The 22,885-nt window shown below is 65.2% G+C and carries 25 protein-coding genes and 3 tRNA genes; 24 read left to right on the top strand and 4 right to left on the bottom strand.

What is annotated here, in order from left to right; all coding sequences use genetic code 11:
- Positions 1-119 precede the first annotated feature (119 nt).
- Both tig and ABDW31_RS16055 read left to right on the top strand, forming a co-directional pair.
- A complete protein-coding gene (gene tig / locus ABDW31_RS16060; RefSeq protein WP_343699098.1) occupies positions 120-1,478 on the top strand; it encodes a trigger factor in 1,359 nt (452 codons plus the stop codon).
- A 182-nt stretch (positions 1,479-1,660) separates the two neighbouring features.
- Positions 1,661-2,290 (top strand): ATP-dependent Clp protease proteolytic subunit, encoded by a 630-nt coding sequence (locus ABDW31_RS16055; protein ID WP_184723885.1) that lies wholly within the window; start codon positions 1,661-1,663, stop codon positions 2,288-2,290.
- A gap of 93 nt (positions 2,291-2,383) precedes the next feature.
- Here ABDW31_RS16055 and ABDW31_RS16050 read toward each other — a convergent pair whose 3' ends face one another.
- The gene (locus tag ABDW31_RS16050) at positions 2,384-3,055 is read right to left on the bottom strand and encodes an HAD-IB family hydrolase (RefSeq protein ID WP_184719313.1); all 672 of its coding nucleotides are present in this window, start codon (positions 3,053-3,055) and stop codon (positions 2,384-2,386) included.
- Between the two features lie 338 nt (positions 3,056-3,393).
- On the opposite strand from ABDW31_RS16050, the gene clpX reads away from it, so the two are divergent.
- The 6 genes from clpX to ABDW31_RS16020 all read left to right on the top strand — a co-directional run bounded on the left by clpX (position 3,394) and on the right by ABDW31_RS16020 (position 10,528).
- Complete coding sequence (clpX, locus tag ABDW31_RS16045; protein ID WP_184719315.1) at positions 3,394-4,656, top strand: ATP-dependent protease ATP-binding subunit ClpX; 1,263 nt, start codon at positions 3,394-3,396, stop codon at positions 4,654-4,656.
- A 395-nt stretch (positions 4,657-5,051) separates the two neighbouring features.
- On the top strand, positions 5,052-7,451 hold the full coding sequence (gene lon, locus ABDW31_RS16040) for an endopeptidase La (protein ID WP_184719317.1): 2,400 nt from the start codon (positions 5,052-5,054) through the stop codon (positions 7,449-7,451).
- A gap of 142 nt (positions 7,452-7,593) precedes the next feature.
- A complete protein-coding gene (locus tag ABDW31_RS16035; RefSeq protein ID WP_172271492.1) occupies positions 7,594-7,872 on the top strand; it encodes an HU family DNA-binding protein in 279 nt (92 codons plus the stop codon).
- Positions 7,873-7,981: 109 nt separating this feature from the next.
- A tRNA-Val gene (locus tag ABDW31_RS16030) sits at positions 7,982-8,056 on the top strand.
- 104 nt (positions 8,057-8,160) lie between these two features.
- Entirely contained in the window at positions 8,161-9,051 is an 891-nt protein-coding gene (locus tag ABDW31_RS16025; RefSeq protein WP_184719319.1) for an SPFH domain-containing protein, read from the top strand.
- 265 nt (positions 9,052-9,316) lie between these two features.
- A complete protein-coding gene (locus tag ABDW31_RS16020) occupies positions 9,317-10,528 on the top strand; it encodes a glycosyltransferase family 1 protein (RefSeq protein ID WP_184719321.1) in 1,212 nt (403 codons plus the stop codon).
- On the opposite strand, the gene ABDW31_RS16015 is transcribed toward ABDW31_RS16020, so the two are convergent.
- The 3 genes from ABDW31_RS16015 to ABDW31_RS16005 form a co-directional block, all read right to left on the bottom strand.
- Positions 10,525-11,523: an LLM class flavin-dependent oxidoreductase gene (locus ABDW31_RS16015; RefSeq protein ID WP_343699097.1), complete on the bottom strand. Its 999-nt coding sequence runs from the start codon at positions 11,521-11,523 to the stop codon at positions 10,525-10,527. The genes ABDW31_RS16020 and ABDW31_RS16015 overlap by 4 nt on opposite strands.
- Before the next feature lie 82 nt (positions 11,524-11,605).
- Positions 11,606-11,682: transfer RNA gene (locus ABDW31_RS16010), tRNA-Asp, on the bottom strand.
- Positions 11,683-11,755: 73 nt separating this feature from the next.
- Positions 11,756-11,832, bottom strand: a tRNA-Asp gene (locus ABDW31_RS16005).
- A 312-nt stretch (positions 11,833-12,144) separates the two neighbouring features.
- Here ABDW31_RS16005 and ABDW31_RS16000 point away from each other — a divergent pair.
- The 16 genes from ABDW31_RS16000 to nuoK all read left to right on the top strand — a co-directional run bounded on the left by ABDW31_RS16000 (position 12,145) and on the right by nuoK (position 22,885).
- Positions 12,145-12,522: an NADH-quinone oxidoreductase subunit A gene (locus ABDW31_RS16000; protein WP_184719325.1), complete on the top strand. Its 378-nt coding sequence runs from the start codon at positions 12,145-12,147 to the stop codon at positions 12,520-12,522.
- Positions 12,492-13,106, top strand: a complete 615-nt coding sequence (locus tag ABDW31_RS15995; protein ID WP_184719327.1) for an NADH-quinone oxidoreductase subunit B — start codon at positions 12,492-12,494, stop codon at positions 13,104-13,106. Before ABDW31_RS16000 ends, ABDW31_RS15995 begins: the two co-directional genes overlap by 31 nt.
- Positions 13,103-13,705 carry an NADH-quinone oxidoreductase subunit C gene (locus ABDW31_RS15990; RefSeq protein ID WP_184719328.1) on the top strand — a complete coding sequence of 201 codons (603 nt, stop codon included), beginning with the start codon at positions 13,103-13,105 and terminating at the stop codon, positions 13,703-13,705. Before ABDW31_RS15995 ends, ABDW31_RS15990 begins: the two co-directional genes overlap by 4 nt.
- 4 nt (positions 13,706-13,709) lie before the next feature.
- Complete coding sequence (locus ABDW31_RS15985; protein WP_184719330.1) at positions 13,710-14,960, top strand: NADH-quinone oxidoreductase subunit D; 1,251 nt, start codon at positions 13,710-13,712, stop codon at positions 14,958-14,960.
- Positions 14,957-15,289, top strand: coding sequence for a nuclear transport factor 2 family protein (locus tag ABDW31_RS15980; RefSeq protein ID WP_184719332.1), 333 nt, complete (start codon positions 14,957-14,959; stop codon positions 15,287-15,289). Before ABDW31_RS15985 ends, ABDW31_RS15980 begins: the two co-directional genes overlap by 4 nt.
- Positions 15,286-15,975, top strand: a complete 690-nt coding sequence (nuoE, locus tag ABDW31_RS15975; RefSeq protein ID WP_184719334.1) for an NADH-quinone oxidoreductase subunit NuoE — start codon at positions 15,286-15,288, stop codon at positions 15,973-15,975. Before ABDW31_RS15980 ends, nuoE begins: the two co-directional genes overlap by 4 nt.
- A gap of 1 nt (position 15,976) precedes the next feature.
- Positions 15,977-16,201, top strand: a complete 225-nt coding sequence (locus tag ABDW31_RS15970; protein WP_184719336.1) for a hypothetical protein — start codon at positions 15,977-15,979, stop codon at positions 16,199-16,201.
- Positions 16,198-16,464, top strand: coding sequence for a hypothetical protein (locus ABDW31_RS15965; RefSeq protein WP_184719338.1), 267 nt, complete (start codon positions 16,198-16,200; stop codon positions 16,462-16,464). Before ABDW31_RS15970 ends, ABDW31_RS15965 begins: the two co-directional genes overlap by 4 nt.
- Before the next feature lie 3 nt (positions 16,465-16,467).
- The gene (gene nuoF / locus ABDW31_RS15960; RefSeq protein ID WP_172271475.1) at positions 16,468-17,787 is read left to right on the top strand and encodes an NADH-quinone oxidoreductase subunit NuoF; all 1,320 of its coding nucleotides are present in this window, start codon (positions 16,468-16,470) and stop codon (positions 17,785-17,787) included.
- A gap of 5 nt (positions 17,788-17,792) precedes the next feature.
- Positions 17,793-19,856, top strand: a complete 2,064-nt coding sequence (nuoG, locus tag ABDW31_RS15955; protein WP_184719340.1) for an NADH-quinone oxidoreductase subunit NuoG — start codon at positions 17,793-17,795, stop codon at positions 19,854-19,856.
- Positions 19,857-19,859: 3 nt separating this feature from the next.
- Entirely contained in the window at positions 19,860-20,921 is a 1,062-nt protein-coding gene (gene nuoH, locus ABDW31_RS15950; RefSeq protein ID WP_184719342.1) for an NADH-quinone oxidoreductase subunit NuoH, read from the top strand.
- Positions 20,921-21,160 (top strand): hypothetical protein, encoded by a 240-nt coding sequence (locus ABDW31_RS15945; RefSeq protein ID WP_184719343.1) that lies wholly within the window; start codon positions 20,921-20,923, stop codon positions 21,158-21,160. Before nuoH ends, ABDW31_RS15945 begins: the two co-directional genes overlap by 1 nt.
- A gap of 23 nt (positions 21,161-21,183) precedes the next feature.
- A complete protein-coding gene (locus ABDW31_RS15940) occupies positions 21,184-21,381 on the top strand; it encodes a hypothetical protein (RefSeq protein ID WP_343699096.1) in 198 nt (65 codons plus the stop codon).
- A 10-nt stretch (positions 21,382-21,391) separates the two neighbouring features.
- The gene (nuoI, locus tag ABDW31_RS15935; RefSeq protein ID WP_184719347.1) at positions 21,392-21,883 is read left to right on the top strand and encodes an NADH-quinone oxidoreductase subunit NuoI; all 492 of its coding nucleotides are present in this window, start codon (positions 21,392-21,394) and stop codon (positions 21,881-21,883) included.
- Positions 21,884-21,965: 82 nt separating this feature from the next.
- Positions 21,966-22,583, top strand: coding sequence for an NADH-quinone oxidoreductase subunit J (locus ABDW31_RS15930; RefSeq protein ID WP_184719348.1), 618 nt, complete (start codon positions 21,966-21,968; stop codon positions 22,581-22,583).
- Positions 22,580-22,885: an NADH-quinone oxidoreductase subunit NuoK gene (gene nuoK, locus ABDW31_RS15925; protein WP_184719350.1), complete on the top strand. Its 306-nt coding sequence runs from the start codon at positions 22,580-22,582 to the stop codon at positions 22,883-22,885. The genes ABDW31_RS15930 and nuoK overlap by 4 nt, the downstream gene beginning before the upstream one ends.

Here is a 22,885-nt window from a genome sequence, read left to right as displayed (position 1 = left end):
CGTCGTGACATAAGAGCGCTCTTTCGCCGCCCCCGGCTCTCGCGGGCGGCGTCGATCTTTTGGACCCCAGGGCGGAGCTCGGGCGCGCGGCGCCCCGGACCCGAGAAATAAGAATGTCGATGCAGATCGTTGAAAAGTCGGGCGAAGGCCTCAGCCGCGTTTTCGGTGTCACGGTGCCCGCGAGTGAACTGGCCACGCGCCTGGAAGCGCGCATCGCCGAAGTCGCGCCGCAGATGAACGTGAAGGGCTTCCGTCCGGGCAAGGTGCCGACGGCCCACGTTCGCCGCCTGTACGGCAAGGGCCTGATGGGTGAAGTCATCGAGCAGGCGCTCAACGAGACGACCACCAAGGTCCTGGAAGACAACAAGCTGCGTCCGGCCGGTCAGCCCGAGCTGAACCCGACCTCGGACATGGAAAAGGTCATGAACGGCGGCGAAGACCTGGTCTTCGACCTGGCCGTCGAAGTCATGCCGGAATTCGAGCCGATCGACCCGTCGACCATCGAGCTGGTCAAGCCGGTCTACAAGATCGAAGACGCCGAAGTCACCGAAGCTCTGGAAGAGCTGGCCAAGCAGGCCCGCACCTATGAGCCGCGCACCGGCAAGACCGCGAAGGCCAAGGACGGCGACCAACTGGTCATCGACTTCGTCGGCACCATCGACGGCGTCGAGTTCGCCGGCGGCAAGGCCGAAGGCGCCGAGCTGGTCCTGGGTTCGGGTCAGTTCATCCCGGGCTTCGAAGACCAACTGGTCGGTTCGAAGGCCGGCGACGACGTCGTCGTGAAGGTGAAGTTCCCGGAAGACTACCAAGCCGCCGACCTGGCCGGTAAGGACGCGGAGTTCGCCACCAAGGTCACCGAAGTCCGCGCCCCGGTCGACGGCAAGGCCGACGACGAGCTGGCCAAGCGCCTGGGTCTGTCGGACCTGGCCGCCCTGACCGACCTGCTGCGCTCGAACCTGTCGGGTCGCTACGACAACTCCTCGCGCTTCAAGCTGAAGCGCGCCCTGCTGGACGTGCTGGACACCAAGCACGACTTCCCGCTGCCGCCGCGCATGGTGGAAGCCGAGTTCGCCGGCATCTGGCAGCAAGTTGAATCCGACAAGGCCCGTGGCGGTTTGCCGCCGGAAGACGCCGAGAAGTCGGACGACGTCCTGAAGGACGAGTACCGCAAGATCGCCGAGCGCCGCGTGCGTCTGGGCCTGGTCCTGGCGGAAATTGGCCGCAAGAACGACGTGGTCGTCACCGACCAGGAACTGACCGACGCGATCATGCGCGAAGCCCGCCAGTACGGCCCGCAAGCCCAACAGGTCTTCGACATGTACCGCCAGCGCGCCGACCTGCAGGCCGCCCTGCGCGCCCCGATCTACGAAGACAAGGTCGTCGACCTGATCTTCGGCAAGGCCAAGATCGAAGAGAAGGAAGTCTCCAAGGACGAACTCCTGGAAGAAGACGACCTGCCGGAAGGCTACGGCGGCTAAAACCTCCGAACGTCAGACGAAGCGAGGCGCGGTTCGCAAGGGTCGCGCCTTTTTCGTGCGTGCTCGAAAGGCAGGGCTCCTTGCAACCTGTTAAGCGCCACGCGATATGCGTGAGCGACGGCGCGCGGGGGCTGATTCGTTTTCGCGCCGCCAGCACCACACGACGAAGGGCGAACCCCATGATGTACGATCCGATGGCGACGGCGATGAACCTGGTTCCGATGGTGGTCGAGCAGACCAGCCGCGGCGAGCGCGCGTTCGACATCTTCTCGCGCCTGCTGAAGGAGCGGATCATCTTCCTGACCGGTCCGGTCGAGGACGGCATGGCCAGCCTGATCTGCGCCCAGCTGCTGTTCCTGGAGTCGGAGAACCCCAAGAAAGAGATCGCCATGTACATCAACTCGCCGGGCGGCGTGGTGACGGCCGGTCTCGCGATCTACGACACCATGCAATACATCAAGAGCCCGGTCTCGACGGTGTGCATGGGCATGGCCGCCTCGATGGGCAGCCTGCTGCTCGCCGCCGGCGCCGCCGGCCAGCGCATCGCGCTGCCGAACGCCCGCATCATGGTCCACCAGCCCTCGGGCGGCTTCCGCGGCCAGGCCTCGGACATCGAGCGCCACGCCGAGGACATCATCAAGACCAAGCGTCGCCTGAACGAGATCTACGTCAAGCACTGCGGCCGCACCTATGAAGAGGTCGAGCGCACCCTGGACCGCGACCACTTCATGAGCTCGGAAGAAGCCAAGGCCTGGGGCCTGGTCGACCACGTCTACGACACCCGCGACGCGGCCGAGGCCGGCGCCGAATAAGGCGCTAAGGTCTCAAAACGACAAAGCCGCTGACTCTCGGGTCAGCGGCTTTTTCTTTGTCTGGATTGTCGGTCTGGGCGAGGCGAGGGGGCTCTAGGACGCCGGCTTGCCTCGGAAGACGCGGTAGCCCTTCTCGTCGGCGATCGCTAGCATCTCAGTGTCGCCGGAGGTGTCGCCGTAGGCGGCCGTCAGGTGGACGTCGGGGCCGAACACTTCGCGCAGGCGCAGCACCTTCTCCTTGGCGCGACAGTTGTTGCCGTCCAGGCCGCCCAGCACGCGGCCGTCCTCGCTGGTCATCAGGCGGGTGCCGATCAGCATGTCCGCGCCCAGGCCGCGGGCGAACGGAGCGACGGTGATCTCGGGTGAGGCGGTGACGATCACCAGCTTGGCGCCCTTTGCCCGCCACGAGCGCCAGACGGCCAGGGCGTCGGGACGCAGCAGCGAAGCGGCATGGTTCTGGGCGAAGGTGCGCGCGTCGTTCTCAATCTGGGCGACGGTGGCGCCCTTCATGAACTCGCGGATCGCCGCGGCCTTCAGCTTGGCGCGGTTACGATCGAAGACATAGGTGATCAGGGCCGGGGTCAGGCGAATGACGCCGCGCGTCCACTTGCGGCCCGCGCGCCACTTCAAGAAGGCGTTGAAGCTGTCCTTGACCGTCAGGGTGCCGTCAAAATCGAACGCCACCAGGGCGGGCTCTTCACCCAGGTCGCCGGTCATCGGACGCGAGGCGCTCAAACCCTTGGCCATCAGAGAACGCTTCGCCATCGATCCTTCCGTGTGAGCTCACCGAACACGCTCCGTTTCAACGATTCCGGCTCTCGTCATACGGGGTTACGCACACCGCCGTAAGGCCCAAGGCGCGGGATGGGTTGCGTCCTGCCGCCAATCGCCCAAATTAGACGACGAGGTCATGACACGATCCGGCGCTTTGAGGCGTTTCAGGCGGAAAGGAGCCGCCAAGGCTTGTGAAGCGAGCCCGGATCGGGGAATGTCAAGGATTAGACAACTCCCGGCGTATATCCTGTCTGCTTCGGTGGCGGTGTGTGCGCTCGGAGGGGCGTCACCGGCGTAAGCCGTAAGTCGCCATAGTGTGAGAAGCGATCATGACGAAAGCCGCGAGCGGCGACACCAAGAGCACTCTGTATTGTTCTTTCTGCGGAAAGAGCCAGCACGAGGTGCGCAAGCTCATCGCAGGGCCGACGGTGTTCATTTGTGATGAATGCGTCGAACTGTGCATGGACATCATCCGCGAAGAGCACAAGATCGCCTTCGTGAAGTCTAAGGACGGCGTGCCGACGCCGCGCGAGATCTGCGAAGTCCTGGACGATTACGTGATTGGTCAGGGCCACGCCAAGAAGGTCCTCGCGGTCGCGGTGCACAATCACTACAAGCGCCTGAACCACGCTTCGAAGAACAACGACGTCGAACTGGCGAAGTCGAACATCCTGCTGGTCGGTCCGACCGGTACGGGTAAGACCCTGCTGGCTCAGACGCTGGCCCGAATCATCGACGTGCCGTTCACGATGGCTGACGCCACGACGCTGACCGAAGCTGGTTACGTTGGCGAAGACGTCGAGAATATCGTGCTGAAGCTGCTGCAAGCCGCCGACTACAATGTCGAGCGCGCCCAGCGCGGCATCGTCTACATCGACGAAATCGACAAGATCAGCCGCAAGTCGGACAATCCGTCGATCACGCGCGACGTGTCGGGCGAAGGCGTGCAGCAGGCCCTGCTGAAGATCATGGAAGGCACCGTCGCCTCCGTGCCGCCGCAAGGCGGGCGCAAGCATCCGCAGCAGGAATTCCTGCAGGTCGACACGACGAACATCCTGTTCATCTGCGGCGGCGCGTTCGCTGGCCTCGAGAAGATCATCTCGGCGCGCGGTGCGGCCAAGTCGATCGGCTTCGGCGCCAAGGTGACCGATCCGGAAGAGCGCCGCACCGGCGAGATCCTGCGGAACGTCGAGCCTGACGACCTGCAACGCTTCGGCCTGATCCCGGAATTCATCGGCCGTCTGCCGGTGGTCGCGACCCTGGAGGACCTCGACGAGGCCGCCCTGGTCAAGATCCTGACCGAGCCGAAGAACGCCTTCGTCAAGCAGTACCAGCGCCTGTTCGAGATGGAGAACATCGGCCTGACCTTCACCGACGACGCCCTGCATCAGGTCGCCAAGAAGGCCATCATCCGCAAGACCGGCGCCCGCGGCCTGCGTTCCATCATGGAAGGCATCCTGCTGGAGACCATGTTCGAGCTGCCCAACTACGAGGGTGTCGAAGAAGTGGTGGTCAATGCCGAGGTTGTCGAAGGCCGGGCTCAACCGCTGCTGATCTACGCCGAGAAGAAGGGCGGGGCCGCTTCGGCGTAAGTCGAAGCGTCACCGCAAGAATTGGGCGCGTCTCCATTTCGGGGGCGCGCCTTTTTCGTGGATAAATCTGAGGCTGATAGCCTTTGGATGACCCGTGCGGCGCCCGCGCCACGGACAGCTTGAGCGAGCAAAAGCCTCGAAAAGTCGGGTGGTTGGCCTAACTTGCCCGTCAAAGGCGGGCAGGGGGCATGGGCGATCCAGCTTCACCAGACACGCGCGACGTGTCGCCGCTGTCGTCCCGTCACGCTTGAACCCTGTTGTAAAACGTCCACATAAATAGCGACCATCCGTCCAGTCACGGGCGGACGGGCCGATCGACTCAGGCGCATCGTCTGAAGTTACGGCGGTCCGCAGGGCCAGGCGCTAGGGGCGCTGAGGCCGGGAGTATAGAGCACATGTCCGAACTACGTACGCTTCCTGTGTTGCCGCTCCGGGACATCGTTGTGTTCCCGCACATGGTGGTGCCGCTTTTCGTGGGCCGCGACAAATCCGTACGCGCCCTCGAAGAGGTGATGCGCGGCGACAAGCAGATCCTTCTGGTGACCCAGAAGAACTCGGCGGATGATGATCCGGCGCCGGGCGACATCTTCGACGTCGGCGTACTGGCCACCGTGCTGCAGCTGCTGAAGCTGCCCGACGGCACCGTCAAGGTGCTGGTCGAAGGCAAGGGCCGCGCCGCGGTCGTCAAGTTCACCGATCAGGAGTCCTACTACGAGGCCCAGATCGGCGAAGTCAGCGAAGACGAAGGCGCCGGCCCCGAGGCCGAGGCCCTGTCGCGCGCGGTCGTCGAGCAATTCGAAAACTACGTGAAGCTGAACAAGAAGGTGCCGCCGGAGGCCCTGGCGTCGATCCCGCAGATCGCCGAGCCGGGCAAGCTGGCCGACAGCATCGCCGCGCACCTGTCGGTGAAGATCGGCGACAAGCAGCACCTGCTGGAAATCTTCGACGTCACCAAGCGACTGGAAAAGGTCTTCGCCCTCATGGAAGGCGAGATCTCGGTGCTGCAGGTCGAGAAGAAGATCCGCTCGCGCGTGAAGCGCCAGATGGAGAAGACCCAGCGCGAGTACTATCTGAACGAACAGATGAAGGCCATCCAGCGCGAGCTGGGTGACCCCGATGACGCGCGCGACGAGCTGATCGATCTCGAGAAGCGCATCAAGAAGACCAAGCTGTCCAAGGAAGCCCGCACCAAGGCCGAGAGCGAGCTGAAGAAGCTGCGCAATATGAGCCCGATGTCGGCCGAGAGCACGGTCGTCCGGAACTATCTGGACTGGCTGCTGTCGATCCCGTGGGGCAAGGCCAAGACCAAGAAGATCGACATGGCCGAGGCCGAGGGCATCCTCGACGCCGACCACTACGGTCTCGAGAAGGTCAAGGAACGGATCCTCGAGTACCTGGCCGTCCAGGCCCGGACCAACTCGCTGAAGGGCCCGATCCTGTGCCTGGTCGGCCCTCCCGGCGTTGGCAAGACCTCGCTGGGCAAGTCGCTGGCCAAGGCCACGGGCCGCGAGTTCGTGCGCATGAGCCTCGGCGGCGTGCGCGACGAGGCCGAGATCCGCGGTCACCGCCGCACCTACATCGGCTCGATGCCCGGCAAGGTCGTCCAGTCGATGAAGAAGGCCAAGACGACCAACGCCTTCGTCCTGCTGGACGAGATCGACAAGATGGGCAGCGACTACCGCGGCGACCCCGCCTCGGCGCTGCTGGAGGTGCTGGACCCGTCGCAGAACTCGACCTTCGGCGACCACTATCTGGAGGTCGACTACGACCTGAGCCAGGTGATGTTCGTCACGACGGCCAACAGCCTGAACATGCCCCAGCCGCTGCTGGATCGCATGGAGATCATCCGCATCCCCGGCTACACCGAGGATGAGAAGCTGGAGATCGCCAAGCGTCACGTTCTGCCGAAGCTGTCGAAGGACCACGGCCTGAAGCCGGCCGAGTTCATCGTTCCGGACAAGGCGATCCGCGATCTGATCCGCTACTACACCCGGGAAGCCGGCGTGCGGTCGCTGGAGCGGGAACTGGGCGCCCTGGCGCGCAAGACGGTGCGTGACCTGGCCCGCGAGAAGCTGACCACGATCACTATCGATGACGAGCGTCTGGCCAAGTACGCGGGCGTCAAGAAGTACCGCTACGGCGAGACCGACGAAGTCGATCAGGTCGGCATCGTCACTGGTCTGGCCTGGACGGAGTTCGGCGGCGACATCCTGACCATCGAAGCCGTGAAGATGCCGGGCAAGGGTCGCATGCAGATCACCGGCAACCTCAAGGAGGTCATGAAGGAGTCGATCGCGGCGGCCAACAGCTACGTCCGTTCGCGCTCGCTGCAGTTCGGCATCAAGCCGCCGGTGTTCGAGAAGACCGACGTCCACATCCACGTGCCGGACGGCGCGACGCCCAAGGACGGCCCGTCCGCCGGCGCGGCCATGGGTCTGGCCATCGTGTCGGTGCTGACGGGCATCCCGATCCGCAAGGACATCGCCATGACCGGCGAGATCACCCTGCGCGGCCGGGTCACCGCTATCGGCGGCCTGAAGGAAAAGCTGCTGGCGGCTCTGCGCTCCGGCGTGAAAACGGTTCTGATCCCGCAGGAGAACGAGAAGGACCTCGCGGACGTCCCTCAGAGCGTGAAGGACGGCCTGGAGATCATTCCGGTCTCGACCATGGACGAAGTGCTGAAGCTGTCCCTGACGGGCCCACTGACGCCGGTCGAATGGAACGAGGCCGAGGAGCCGATCGGCGGGGCATCCAAGAAGGACGACAGCGATGGCGACGCCGTCCTGACCCACTGATTGTAACTTATTGGTGATAACTTGTGCGGCGCGGGAGTTTCCCGCGCCGCTCTCGTTTGACGACAATTTTTCAACAGCCATAATCCCCGCAGAGCGAAGCGCCGTAAGCGAAAACACGTCGCCGCTCGGCTGGGAGAAAAACATGACCACTAAAGCCGAACTCGTTACGGCGATCGCCGAGAAGGCGGGCATCAACAAGAACCAGGCCAAGGACGCTCTGGAAGCGTTCATCGACGCCGTCACCGACTCCCTGAAATCGGGGCAGGACGTTCGGCTCGTCGGTTTCGGCACGTTCAAGGCCGTGGCCCGCGCCGCCGGCACCGCCCGCAATCCGCGTACCGGCGAGACCGTGAATCGTCCCGCGTCCAAGACCGCGCGCTTCCAGGTCGGCGAGGGCCTGAAGTCGTCGCTGAACGGTTGATACAAGTTTCCGCGTCCAGAACGGGCGGGGCGCCGGAGGTTGGCGTTCCGCCTTTTCGTTTTCGCGCTTTGCGCCAGGACTTTGGCCCGTTAGAAGCGGCCTCCCAAGTGGGCAGTTAGCTCAGCGGTAGAGCGTCTCGTTTACACCGAGAGGGTCGGGGGTTCGATCCCCTCACTGCCCACCACTCCTTCCATCTCTTCACGGATTCCACCCCCAGGCGTGCGACCGCCTTGACGAAGCGCTGCGATCAAAGTGATATCACTTTGAAATCGAAACTGGAGGGAGCTCATGACCGACGTCCGAACCATCAACCCCACCACCGAGCGTCCGCATGCGGGCATGAACGGCGGCTTGGCGCTGCTGATCACGCCGCTGCTGTTCGCGGCCGGGATCTGGGCGATCAGCCAGGCCAAGAGCGGCGGCGTGGTGTTCGGGGTGACGGGCGCCGTGCTGGTCGCTGCGGGGCTGCTGATGGCCTGCGGCTTCTATGCGCTGCAGCCCAACGAGGGCTATGTCATCACCCTGTTCGGCGCCTATACCGGCACCGACCGCAAGACCGGTCTGCGGTGGATCCTGCCCTGGTACGGCCGCAGCAAGATCAGCCTGCGGGTCCGCAACGTCACCAGCGAGACGCTGAAGGTCAACGACAAGCGCGGCAACCCGATCGAGATCGCCGCCAATGTCGTCTGGCGCGTGAAGGACTCGGCCCAGGCCCTGTTCGACGTCGATGACTACGCCACCTTCGTGAACATCCAGATCGAGACTGGCCTGCGCGAGGTCGCGACCCACTACGCCTACGACCACGCGGAGGAGGGCGAGCCGACCCTGCGCGCCGACGCCGAGGAGGTGGGCGACCGCCTGCGCAAGGATCTGCAGCAGCGCACCGCCGTGGCGGGCGTGGCCATCGACGAGGCGCACCTGATGCACCTGGCCTATGCGCCCGAGATCGCCGGTTCGATGCTGAAGCGTCAGCAGGCCGAGGCCGTCCTGGCCGCGCGCCGGACGATCGTGGCCGGCGCCGTCGATATGGTGGAAAGCGCCCTGGGCCAGCTCAGCGAGCGGGGCGTCGTCACCCTGGATGACGAGCGCCGCGCCTCGATGGTCTCCAACCTGCTGGTGGTGCTGTGCGCCGACCGCGAGGCCCAGCCCGTGGTCAACACCGGCACGCTGTACGGCTGACGTGGCGGGCGATCCCGCGGGGAAGGGCGGACGGCGTGCGTTCCTGATGCGCGTCCGCCCGGAGGTTCTGGCGGCCGTCGAACGGCTGGCCGGCGCCGAGTTGCGCAGCGTGAATGCTCAGGTAGAAGTATTGCTGCGAGAGGCTCTGGGACGGCGCGGCGTCTCCTTGAAATCGTCCGGGGACGGCGAGGAACCCTGAGCGTCGCAAAAGCTTTATCGTTCCGGGGCCGAATGGGGCGGCTTGCAGTACCGATGAGGATTCGGCGTGACCGATACGAGATCGACCCGGCCGCTCGGCCCGCGCGGTTTTTCTCTGCGTGCCGATCCGCCGTCTGACGGTAGCGCCCGCCTGGTCGACACCACCATGCTCTACGCCCCCCGCAGCGGCGGGGTGCGTCGCTATCTGGCTTCCAAGCGCGCCTGGCTGGCCGCCAATCGTCCGGAAGTGCGCCACACCCTGGTCGTGCCAGGGGCTCGCGATTCCTATGATGGTAACGGTCGGGTCTCGATCTACGCCGCGCCGTTGCCGTTCGGAGCCGGCTATCGCTGGCCCGTCGTTAAGGCCGCCTGGACCGCGCGGCTGATTCGTCAGCGCCCGGACGTCATCGAGGCCGGCGATCCCTACACGCCCGGTCTGGCGGCTCTGCGCGCCGGCGACGCCCTGGGTGTGCCGGTCGTCGGCTTTTGCCACACGGACCTGGGCGCCCTGGCGGCGCTGCACATCGGTGAGTGGGCGGAAAAGCCGGTCCAGAAGCGGTGGGCTGCGATCTATCGCCAGTTCGATCAAGCCGTGGCTCCCAGCCGCTTCATCGCCGGACGGCTGATCGAGGCGGGCGTACATAACGCCATCGGCCTGCCGCTGGGCGTCGACACCGACATCTTCCATCCCACCCGCGCCGACCGTGACGGCCTGCGTCGCCGTCTGGGCGTCGCGCCGGACGAGCGCCTGCTGGTCTTCGCCGGCCGCCCGGCGCGCGAGAAGCGGCTGGACGTGTTGGTCGGGGCGGTCGAGCGCCTGGGCGCGCCCTACAAGCTGCTGTTCGTCGGCGCCGGCGGCGGGGCGCCGGTCAGCGATCGCGCCGTCTGCCTGGACTATGTGCGCGACCCGGCCGAGCTGGCCGGTGTGCTGGCCAGCTGCGACGCCTTCGTCCACGCCAACGATAACGAGCCCTTCGGCCTGATCGTGCTGGAGGCCATGGCCTGCGGTCTGCCCGTGGTCGGCGTCGCCTCAGGCGGCGTGGCCGAATCCGTCGACGACGAGGTCGGCCAGCTAGCGGCGCGCTCGGAACCCGCCGCCTTCGCCGAGGCGATCGAGGCGCTGTTCGCACGCGACCTCTCCGTCGTCAGCGCCGCCGCCCGTCTGCGCGCCGTCGAGCGGCACGGCTGGGACGCGGTGTTCCGCCAGCTGTGCGCGATCTATGGCGGGCTGACAGGCAACGCCGCGTTCGGCGGCCAGGTCCCGCTGCGCGACCACTAGCCTTTCTTGACGTCGGCCAGGATCTCGTAGCTGCGTTTGCGGGCGCCGTGATCGTAGATCTGCGAGGCGAACATCAGCTCATCGGCCTCGGTTAGGGCCAGCACATGCTGGATCTTGCGCTTCACGGTCTCGGCCGAGCCGATCGCCGAGTACTTGAAGGTGTGATCCAGGCCGGCCAGCTCCGCCTCGGAGGCGTGCTCGCGGATGTCGTCGACCGGCGGCGGCAGCAAACCGGGGCGGCCGCGGCGCAGGGCCAGGAACTGCTGCTGAGTCGAGGTCGCCAGGCGCGTGGCCTCCTCGTCGGTGTCGGCTGCGCAGACGCCGATGCAGACCATGGCGTAGGGCTTGTCCAAGGTCTCCGACGGCTTGAAGTTCCGGCGATAGAGCAGCAGCGCCTCCAGCAGGGCGTCAGGCGCGAAGTGGGCGGCGAAGGCGTAGGGCAGGCCCAGGGCCGCGGCCAGCTGCGCGCCCCAGGTCGAAGAGCCCAGCATCCAGATCGGTACGTCCTGGCCTTCGCCCGGCACGGCGCGGACGTTCTGGTCGGGATCGGCCGGCTTGAACCAGTGCTGCAGCTCGACGACGTCCTGGGCGAACGAATCGACGGCCCCGGCATAACGGCGCAGGGCGCGCATGGTGGCCTGGTCGGTGCCCGGCGCGCGGCCCAGGCCCAAGTCGATCCGGCCGGGATAGAGCGCCGCCAGGGTGCCGAACTGCTCGGCGACCATCAGCGGGGCGTGATTGGGCAGCATGACCCCGCCCGAACCGACTCGAATCGTCTTCGTGCCGCCGGCCACGTGACCGATCACGGCTGCCGTCGCGGCCGAGGCGATTCCCGGCATGTTGTGGTGCTCGGCCAACCAGTAGCGGTGGAAGCCGAGAGATTCGGCGTGCTGGGCGAGGTCCAGGCTGTTGTGAAGCGCCTGACCGACGGGCATGCCGTGCGGAACCGGAGCCAGATCGAGGACGGAGAACGGCGGGAAAGCGGTGCTGGTCATAGGCGCTAGATGGCGCGCGCACACAGCAACTCAAGATGTTGCTTCGACCATTATCGATTTGAGGAGAAGATCCACCGGACGGTGGCGCGAATGACGGGACTCGAACCCGCGACCTCCGGCGTGACAGGCCGGCGCTCTAACCAACTGAGCTACATCCGCATCGTAGCGCCAGGGCGCGACGGTCGTCCGTAAACCGAGGGGAGGGCGCTCTCCAACCCCTTGAAAAGGGGGATGGCGCGAATGACGGGACTCGAACCCGCGACCTCCGGCGTGACAGGCCGGCGCTCTAACCAACTGAGCTACATCCGCATATCCCTTCGCCGAAGCGAAAGTGCGACCCGCCCTGCGGCGAGGGGCGTCTGATATGTCGGGCTGAGACTCGTGTCAACGCCGATATCGAAGAAGCGACAATTCGCGTTGTGGACGCCTTTGGATCGAGCTTGGCCCTACGCGTGCGCGCGTCATCGCGGGCGCGTTACGGGTACATTCGTTGCAAAGGGTTTCGGACGATCGACGTTACGGAAAGCAAGACTAGTTGCGATCGTTTCTCAATGTGCTTCGGGCGTTTGAAGCGTTGGCGACACTGGGCTACAACCCGCTCGATTCAAGCCAAGGGCTGTCATGACCGCCTTCCTTCTCCAGTACCTGCCGATCGTGATCTTTCTAGGGATCGCGGCCGTTATCGGCATCGTCTTCATCCTGGCCGCGGCCGTGCTCGCGCCCAAGGCACCGGACCCGGAAAAACTGTCCGCATACGAATGCGGCTTCAATGCGTTCGACGACGCGCGGATGAAGTTCGACGTCCGGTTCTATCTGGTGTCGATCCTGTTCATCATCTTCGACCTGGAAGTGGCGTTCCTGTTCCCGTGGGCGGTCACGCTGATGAAGCTCCCGCAGGACGTGGCCCAGTTCGCCTTCTGGTCAATGATGGCCTTCCTGGGCGTGCTGACCGTCGGCTTTATCTATGAATGGAAGAAGGGCGCCCTCGAATGGGAGTGATCGTTCCCGCCAACTCGGCGCCAGGCTCTTCAGGGGTATCGGCGCTGTCGGCCGGCCGTTCGACGGTCCAGGGCTATGACCCCAAGCTGCACGACCCGTTCTTCGACGGCGTCTCGCAGCAACTCGCCGACAAGGGCTTCATCACGGCTGCCGCCGACGACCTGATCACCTGGGCCCGCACGGGTTCGCTGATGTGGATGACGTTCGGCCTGGCGTGCTGTGCCGTCGAGATGATGCACTCGGCCATGCCGCGCTACGACCTGGAGCGCTACGGCTTCGCGCCGCGCGCCAGTCCGCGTCAGTCGGACGTGATGATCGTCGCCGGTACGCTGACCAACAAGATGGCTCCGGCCCTGCGCAAGGTCTACGACCAGATGCCGGAGCCCCGCTACGTCATCTCGATGGGCAGCTGCGCCAATGGCGGCGGCTACTACTATTACAGCTACAGTGTCGTGCGCGGCTGCGACCGCGTCGTGCCGATCGACATCTACGTCCCGGGCTGCCCGCCCACGGCCGAAGCTCTGGTCTACGGCGTGCTGCAGCTTCAGAAGAAGATCCGTCGCATGGGTACGATCGAGCGATGAGCCAGGACCTCGAAACTCTCGGCCAATCGATCGTCGCCAACAGCACCGGCGCGATCTCCGGCTATGACGTGGCGTTCGGCGAGCTGAACGTCCATGGCCCGGCGCACCGCGTCGTCCAGGCTCTGGAACTGCTGCGCGACCATCCCGACTATCGCTTCCACCAACTGGTGGACCTGACGGCGGTCGACTATCCGGAGCGCGCCCAGCGCTTCGAGGTCGTCTACCACATGCTGTCGATGGTGAAGAACGTCCGCATCCGCCTGAAGGTGCAGACCGACGAGGACACCCCGGTGCCCAGCGCCACGCCGGTGTTCCCGGTCGCCGACTGGTTCGAGCGCGAGGCCTTCGACATGTACGGCGTGTTCTTCGACGGACACCCGGACCTGCGCCGCATCCTGACGGACTACGGTTTCCACGGCCACCCGCTGCGGAAAGACTTCCCGATGACCGGCTATGTCGAGGTTCGCTACGACGATGAACTCAAGCGCGTCGTGTACGAGCCCGTGAAGATCACCGAGTTCCGCGCCTTCGATTTCCTGTCTCCGTGGGAAGGCGCCAAGTACGCCCTGCCGGGCGACGAGAAGGCGGAGAAGGCATAAAGCCATGACTGGTACGAACGCTCCGGCGGCATCCACCGACTTCTTCCGCGACGAACCGACGGTTCCGGGCATCCCGGAAACGCCCGTCCGCAAGTTCAACATCAACTTCGGCCCGCAACACCCGGCTGCGCACGGCGTGCTGCGCCTGGTGCTGGAACTGGACGGCGAAATCGTCGAACGCGTCGATCCGCACATCGGCCTGCTGCACCGCGGCACCGAGAAGCTGATGGAAGCGCGCACCTATCTGCAGAACATCCCGTACTTCGACCGCCTCGACTACGTGGCGCCGATGAACCAGGAGCATGCGTTCTGCCTGGCCATCGAGAAGCTGCTGGGCGTCGAAGTGCCCAAGCGCGGCCAGATCGTGCGCGTGCTGTTCTGCGAGATCGGTCGCATCCTCAATCACCTGCTGAACGTGACGACCCAGGCCATGGACGTCGGCGCCCTGACGCCGCCGCTCTGGGGCTTCGAGGAGCGCGAGAAGCTGATGATCTTCTACGAGCGCGCCTGCGGCGCTCGTCTGCACGCCAACTACTTCCGTCCGGGCGGCGTCCACCAGGACCTGACCCCCGAGCTGATCGACGACATCGAGACCTGGGCGAAGGCGTTCCCCAAGATCTGCGACGACATCGAAGGCCTGATCACCGACAACCGCATCTTCAAGCAACGCAACGTCGACATTGGCGTGGTGAGCAAGGAAGACGCCTGGGCCTGGGGCTTCTCGGGCGTGATGGTGCGCGGTTCGGGCATCGCCTGGGACCTGCGCCGCAACCAGCCGTACGAGAACTACAACGAGTTCGAGTTCGACATCCCCCTGGGCAAGAACGGCGACTGCTACGATCGCTATCTCTGCCGCATGCAGGAGATGCGTGAGTCCACCAAGATCATCCTGCAGGCCGTCGCCATGCTGCGCGCCACGCCGGGTCCGGTCCTGAGCGAAGACAACAAGGTGGCTCCGCCCCGTCGCGCCGAAATGAAGCGCTCGATGGAAGCCCTGATCCACCACTTCAAGCTCTACACCGAGGGCTTCAAGACGCCGGAAGGCGAGGTCTACGCGGCCGTCGAAGCGCCCAAGGGCGAGTTCGGCGTCTACGTCGTCAGCAACGGCACCAACAAGCCGTACCGTTGCAAGATCAAGGCCCCGGGCTTCTCGCACCTTGCGGCCATGGACTGGATGAACCGCGGTCACCAGCTGGCCGACGTTTCGGCCATCCTGGGCTCGCTCGACATCGTGTTCGGCGAGGTCGACCGATGAGCTTCGAAGCGATCGCCCAAGCGCAGCTGGACGCCTACAACGCCCAGGATCTGGACGCGCACTGCGCCCACTTCGCCGACGACGTCGTCGTGGCGAGCCTGAACGGCGATGTGGCGCGCACGGGCCTGGATGCCTACCGCGCCTTCTATGAGAAGACCTTCGCCGAGTTCCCCAAGAACAACGCCAAACTCCTGAACCGCATCGTGGTCGGTTCGACCGTTATCGACCATGAGCATGTCGACCGCGGCAACGGCGATGCGCCGTTCCAGGTCGCCGCCATCTACACCTTCAAGGACGACAAGATCGTCCGCGTGGATTTCGCCCGATGAGCGTTCGTCGTCTCGCCAAAGAGCAGCCCGCCAGCTTCGCCTTCTCGGCCGACAGCCAGGCCAAGGCCGACTGGTGGAAAGCCAAGTATCCCGCCGCCCGCAAGCAGTCAGCGGTGATCCCGATGCTGTGGCTGGCCCAGAAGCAGGAAGGCTGGATTTCCGAGCCGGCGATCCAGGAGATTGCCAAGCAGCTGGAAATGCCGGTCATCCGCGTGCTGGAAGTCGCCACCTTCTACGTGATGTTCCAGCTGCAGCCGGTCGGCAACGTCGCCTTCGTGCAGCTGTGCGGCACCACGCCGTGCCAGCTGCGCGGCGCCCTGGACCTGAAGAAGGTCCTGAAGGACAAGATCGGCGATGCGCACCACGTCTCGGCGGACGGCAAGTTCAGCTGGGAAGAGGTCGAGTGCCTGGGCGCCTGCTGCAATGCGCCGATGGCCGCGATCAACGACTACTACTATGAGGACCTGACGCCGGATAGCCTGGCCCAGATCCTCGACGACTTCGCGGCCGGCAAGGACCCGAAGCCGGGCAGCTACGACGGCCGCGGCGCGTCGGAGCCGAAGGGCGCCATTCACACCCTGACGGATCCGAAGCTGTACGACGGCTCGTACGCCAAGAAGATCAAGATTCCGAACCTGCCCGAGAAGCCGAAGGCGACGAAGGCAAGGCCGGAGCCGACCGCCTAACATGACCGCCGACGCCGTCCTTCAAAAGAAGCGCCTGACCGTGATGCTCGCCATCACCGTGGTCTGCTTCGTGCTGGCCGGCGCGGCGATCTTTGGCGCGGTGTCGCTGAAGATTGACTGGCTTCTGCCGGTCTTCCTTCTGGCGGTCGCGGGCGGCCTGGGCGCGCAGATCTGGTTCATCCTGGGCTGGATGCGCGCGACCAAGCGGGAAGGGGCCTCGTCATGATCGACGATAGCGCCCTGAACCTGCGCAAGGCGGCCTATGCCGACACCATCCGAGGCCTGGGCCGTCGTGAACGCGGCGCGGGTTTCGTGGCGAGCCTGATTGGCGTGATCCTGTTGATCTGGGGTCGCACCGTTGAAGGCGCGCCAACCTGGGCGGTCGCCGCCGGCCTCGTCATCATCGGCGCGGCCTGGCTGCTGTTCGTCTATGTCATCATTCGTCGGGTGAGCTATGTGCGCGCCCATCCATTCGATCCGCAAAGCTGAGTCATGGTCGGTATCCTCGAAGACAAGGACCGCATCTTCACGAACCTCTACGGTCTCCAGGATTGGGGCCTCGAGGGCGCGAAGAAGCGCGGCTGCTGGAATGGCACCAAGGACATCCTGGACGCGGGGCGCGACTGGATTATCGACAACATGAAGAACTCCGGCCTGCGCGGCCGGGGCGGCGCCGGTTTCTCGACCGGCCTGAAGTGGTCGTTCATGCCTAAGGAAGTGAAGGACGGTCGTCCGCACTATCTGGTCGTCAACGCCGACGAATCCGAGCCGGGCACCTGCAAGGACCGGGAGATCATGCGGCATGATCCGCACCTCCTGATCGAGGGCTGCCTGATCGCTTCGCGCGCCATGCTGGCCCATGCCTGCTACATCTACATCCGCGGCGAATACGTGTTCGAGCGCGAGCGCTTGGAGGCGGCGATCAAGCAGGCCTACGAGGCCAACCTCGTGGGCAAGAACAACGTCCACGGCTGGGACTTCGACATCTACGTCCACCACGGCGCCGGCGCTTATATTTGCGGTGAAGAAACCGCTCTGCTGGAAAGCCTGGAAGGCAAGAAGGGCCAGCCGCGCCTGAAGCCGCCGTTCCCGGCCGGCGCGGGCCTGTACGGCATGCCGACCACGGTCAATAACGTCGAGAGCATCGCCGTCGCCGGTACGATCCTGCGTCGCGGCGCGGAGTGGTTCGCCGGCTTTGGCCGTCCGAACAACGCCGGCACCAAGCTGTTCTGCGTCTCGGGCCACGTGAACCTGCCCTGCAACGTCGAAGAAGCCATGAGCATCCCCTTCCGTCAGCTGATGGAAGACCACTGCGGCGGCATCCGCGGTGGCTGGGGCAACCTCAAGGCCGTTATCCCGGGCGGTTCTTCCGTGCCGATGATCCCGGCCGAGCAGTGCGAAGATCTGCCGATGGACTTCGACGCCCTACGCAACCTGCGCTCGGGCCTGGGCACCGCGGCCGTCATCGTCATGGACAAGGACACCGACCTGGTCCGCGCCATCGCCCGCCTGTCGTACTTCTACAAGCACGAGAGCTGCGGCCAGTGCACGCCGTGCCGTGAAGGCACCGGCTGGATGTGGCGCGTCATGGAGCGCATGGCGACCGGCGAGGCCGATCCGAAAGAGATCGACACCCTGCTGGACGTCACGACCCAGGTCGAGGGTCACACCATTTGCGCCCTGGGCGACGCGGCCGCCTGGCCGATCCAGGGCCTGTTCCGCCACTTCCGCCACGAGGTGGAGGAGCGGATCGCTTCCTATCGTAGCGGTCGCCTGCACGTGCAGGGCGCCAAGCTGATCGCGGCGGAGTAACAAGAATGGCTATCGCCAAGGTCAATGGCGTCGAGGTCGAGTTCGAGCCCGGCATGACGGTTCTGCAGGTCGCGGAACTGGCTGGGGAAGAGATCCCGCGCTTCTGCTATCACGAACGTCTGTCCATCGCGGGCAACTGCCGCATGTGCCTGGTCGAGGTTAAGCCCGGCCCGCCCAAGCCGCAGGCGTCGTGCGCCCTGCCGGCCGCCGAGGGCCAGGAGATCTTCACCAAGACTCCGATGGTCAAGAAGGCTCGCGAAGGGGTGATGGAGTTCCTGCTCATCAACCACCCGCTGGATTGTCCGATCTGCGACCAGGGCGGCGAGTGTGACCTGCAGGACCAGGCGGTCGGCTACGGTCGCGACGACAGCCGCTACGAAGAGAACAAGCGCGCGGTCGAAGAGAAGGCCATGGGCCCGCTCATCAAGACCGTGATGACGCGCTGCATCCAGTGCACGCGCTGCGTCCGCTTCATCACCGAAGTCGCCGGCTCGCCGGAAATCGGTCTGATCTCGCGCGGCGAAGACGTTGAAATCACGACCTATCTGGGCGCAGCGGTCACGTCGGAACTCAGCGCCAATGTCATCGACCTGTGCCCGGTCGGCGCTCTGACCTCCAAGCCCTACGCCTTCGAAGCCCGCCCGTGGGAACTGAAGAAGACGGAAAGCGTCGACGTCATGGACGCCCTGGGTTCGTGGATCCGCGTCGACGCCCGCGGCTCGGCCGTGCTGCGCGTCCTGCCGCGCAACAACGACGACATCAACGAAGAGTGGATCTCGGACAAGACGCGCTACGCCGTCGACGGCCTGGGCCGTCAGCGCCTGGACCGCCCTTATGTCCGCGACGCCGCCGGCAAGCTGAAGCCCGCCACCTGGAACGAGGCCTTCGCCGCCGTCGCCGCCAAGATCAAGGCGACCGCCCCTGAGCGTATCGGCGTCATCGCCGGCGACCTGCAGGACGCCGAAAGCCTGAAGGCGACCAAGGACCTCTTCACCGCCCTGGGCGTGAAGAACCTGGACAGCCGCCAAGATGGTTCGGCCCTGGGTCAAGGCCCGCGCGAAGGCTGGCTGTTCAACTCGACCATCGCCGGCATCGAAGACGCCGACGTCGTCCTGTTCGTGGGCGCCAATCCGCGCCTCGAGGCTCCGGTCCTGAACGCCCGCTTCCGCAAGCAGTGGATCGCCGGCAAGACCCGCTTCGGCGTCATCGGCGAAAAGGCCGACCTGACGTTCGACTACGACTATCTCGGCGCCGGCGCCCAGACCATGTCGAGCCTGGCCAAGAGCAAGAGCGATTTTGTCGCCGCCCTGAAGGCCGCCGAGCGTCCCGCGATCATCATCGGCCAGGGCGCTCTGGCCCGCGCCGACGGCGCCGCGATCCTCAAGGCCGCCGCCAGCCTGGGCAAGACCATCAAGGTCGTCCGCGACGGCTGGAACGGCTGGAACGTCCTGCACACCGCCGCCGCGCGCGTCGCCGGCCTCGACATGGGCTTCGTCCCGGCCGAGGGCGGTCTGGCGACCAGCGACATGCTGAAGCCGGGCGCCGTTGACGTCCTCTTCCTGCTGGGCGCCGACGAGTGCGAGGCCTCGGCCTCGGGCGCGTTCAAGATTTACCTCGGCACGCACGGCGACGCCGGCGCGCACAAAGCCGACGTGATCCTGCCGGGCGCCGCCTACACCGAGAAGAACGGCCTGTACGTGAACCTCGAAGGTCGCGTGCAGATGGGCAAGCGCGCCGTGTTCCCGAAGGGCGAGGCCAAGGAAGACTGGTCGGTCCTGCGGGCGCTGTCGGAAGTGCTGGGTCAGAAGCTGCCTTACGACAGCCTGGACCAGTTGCGCGCCAAGCTGTTCGCCGACCACCCGACCTTCGGCCAGATCGACTTCGCGCCGGGCAGCGTCCCGACGTCGTTCGACATCGGCGCCCTGGGCGCTGACGGCGAGGTTTCGGACGCGCCGTTCGAAAGCCCGATCAAGGCCTTCCACCTGACCAATCCTGTCGCGCGCGCCAGCGTGACCATGGCCGAATGCGCGGCCGTGGCTTCCGGCGCCGCCAAGATCGCTGCGGAGTAACCCGTGGGTCCGACGAATCCGCTTCTCTGGTTTGGTCTCACGACGGGCGGCATCCTGCTGGTCGTGATCTGGGTTCTGCTGAGCCTGGCCTTCCTGCTGCTGGCCGACCGCAAGATCTGGGCCGGCGTCCAGATGCGCAAGGGTCCCAACGTCGTTGGTCCCTTCGGTCTGCTGCAGTCCTTCGCCGACTTCTTCAAGTTCGTGCTGAAGGAAATCGTCATCCCGGCCGGCGCCGACAAGACGATCTTCCTGCTGGCGCCGCTGGTCAGCCTGATCCTGGGCTTCGTCGGTTGGGCCGTCGTGCCCTTCGCGCCGGGCTGGGTCGTGTCGAACCTCAACGTCGGCATCCTGTATCTGCTGGCGATGAGCTCGCTGGGCGTCTACGGCATCATCATGGGCGGCTGGGCTTCGAACTCGAAGTATCCGTTCCTGGGCGCGCTGCGTTCGGCGGCGCAGATGGTGTCGTATGAAGTCTCCATCGGCCTGATCATCATCACCGTGATCCTGCTGGCCGGTTCGATGAACCTCTCGACCATCGTCGAGAAGCAGTCGGGCTGGATCTGGAACTGGAACGTCTTCGGCGGCGGCCTGCACAACATCGTGCTGCTGCCGGTGATGATCGTCTCGATGGGCATGTTCTACATCTCGGCCCTGGCCGAAACGAACCGCCCGCCGTTCGACCTTCCTGAAGCCGAATCCGAACTCGTGGCCGGTTACCAGGTTGAGTACAGCTCGACCCCGTACCTGCTGTTCATGGTGGCCGAGTATTCGAACATCGTTCTGATGTGCGCCATGATCAGCGTGCTGTTCTTCGGCGGCTGGAACCCCGGCTTCCCGATCGACTTTGCCGCCAACTGGCCGCCGTTCCTGGTCAACTTCATGCTGGCCTTGGTGTTCTACGCCAAGATCTGCTTCTGGTTCTTCATGTTCGCCATGGCCAAGGCCATCGTGCCTCGCTACCGCTACGACCAGCTGATGCGCCTGGGTTGGAAGGTGTTCCTGCCGACCTCGCTGGTGCTGGTGGCCGCGGTCGCCGCGTGGCGCGTGTTCGGTCCGGCGGCCTGATGCGCTCAAGCCTTCTCATAACCCTGGGCCTGACCGGCCTGGCGCTCACGGCCTGCGCGACAGGTCCGGCGCCGGTCCGCTCATATTCCCTGGGCGAGGGGGTGGTGGCCTATGACGACCTCAAGCGGGCGGGCGAGAAGTGCCAGTCCGAAGGGGGAACGATCCGGGCCAAGCAGGACGGGGGAGACCCCGCCCAGCTGTCGAACTACAGCTGCGTCATTCCCCCGAGTGGGAAATGAGGCGGCTCGTCCTCGGGATCGTGATGGTCGGCCTGCTGGCTGGCTGTTCGAACTGGGGGCGCGGTATTCAGCGACCGCCGCAGCGGACGCACGATGAGCAGGTCGAGGCGCGACGAGATCGCGACGCCAAGACCAACAAGTGCGTCATCGAGCAGACGATGCGGCGGCAGCAGAAAGAGCAGGGCAGGGACGTCCGTCCTTTCCCCAAGGAAAAGTGTTAGGAGAGCTCTGGTGTTCCAGCGCATCACTCAAGCGGCCAAGGGCGCGGCCCTTCTGGACTTCGCCGGTGCCTTCGGCCTGGCCATGAAGTACCTGGTCGCGCCGAAGAAGACGGTGATCTACCCGAACGAGCGCGGCCCGCAGTCGCCGCGCTTCCGGGGCGAGCATGCCCTGCGCCGCTATCCTTCGGGCGAGGAGCGCTGCATTGCCTGCAAGCTCTGCGAAGCCATCTGCCCGGCCCAGGCCATCACCATCGAAGCCGAACCGCGTGAGGACGGCAGCCGCCGGACGACCCGCTACGACATCGACATGGTCAAGTGCATCTACTGCGGTCTGTGCCAGGAGGCCTGCCCGGTCGACGCCATCGTCGAAGGCCCGAACATCGAGTTCGCGACCGAGACCCGCGAAGAGCTCTACTACGACAAGGAACGCCTTCTCGATAACGGCGACCGTTGGGAGCGCCTGATCGCGAAGAATCTGGAGTTGGACGCGCCCTACCGCTAAACGGTCGGACGAATCCTCGGAGGCGATGCACCGACCGGTTCATCGTCATTGGACTTAAGTTTTCAGGGGAGCACCTGGGCCAATGGCCTTGCAGGCGATCGCTTTCTATCTGCTGGCATTCGTGACCATCGCGGCGGGTCTTCTCGTCGTGTCGGCGCGCAATCCCGTGCACTCGGTGCTCTTCCTGATCACCGCCTTCTTCTCGGCCGCCGGCCTCTTCGTCCTGCTGGGCGCGGAGTTCCTGGCGATGCTGCTGATCGTCGTTTACGTCGGCGCGGTGGCGGTGCTGTTCCTGTTCGTCGTCATGATGCTGGACGTCGACTTCGCCGAGCTCCGCCAGGGCTTCGCCCAGTACCTGCCGATCGGCGGTCTGGTCGGGGGCATCCTGACGCTGGAGATGGTGTTCGTCGCCGCCACGGTGGCCACCAACGGCGCAGCGGCCAAGAACAGCCTGCCGAACGCCTCGCCGGGCGGCGTCCCCAACACCGAAGCGATCGGTCGCGTGCTCTACACCGACTACGTCTTCTTCTTCCAACTGGCGGGCCTGGTGCTGCTGGTCGCCATGATCGGCGCCATCGTGCTTACCCTGCGCCACAAGCCGGGCGTCAAGCGCCAGGACATCGGCGCTCAGGTCGCCCGCACGCCCAAGACCGGCATGGAGCTGGTTCAGATCAAGCCGGGTGAGGGGATCTCCGAATGATCGGCCTGCCGCACTATCTCGTCGTCGCCGCGATCCTCTTCACGATCGGCGTCTTCGGCATCTTCGTGAACCGGAAGAACATCATCGTCATCCTGATGTCGATCGAACTGATCCTGCTGGCGGTGAACATCAATCTGGTGTCGTTCTCGGCCTTCCTGCACGACGTGGCGGGCCAGATCTTCGCCATGTTCGTCCTGACCGTCGCCGCCGCCGAGGCGGCCGTGGGTCTGGCGATCCTCGTCACCTTCTTCCGCAACCGTGGCGACATCGCGGTTGACGACGCCAGCATGATGAAGGGCTAA

The sequence above is a fragment of the Caulobacter sp. genome (assembly GCF_039596335.1).
Taxonomy (GTDB): Bacteria; Pseudomonadota; Alphaproteobacteria; order Caulobacterales; family Caulobacteraceae; genus Caulobacter.
This window is presented reverse-complemented; position numbering and strand designations above follow the sequence as displayed.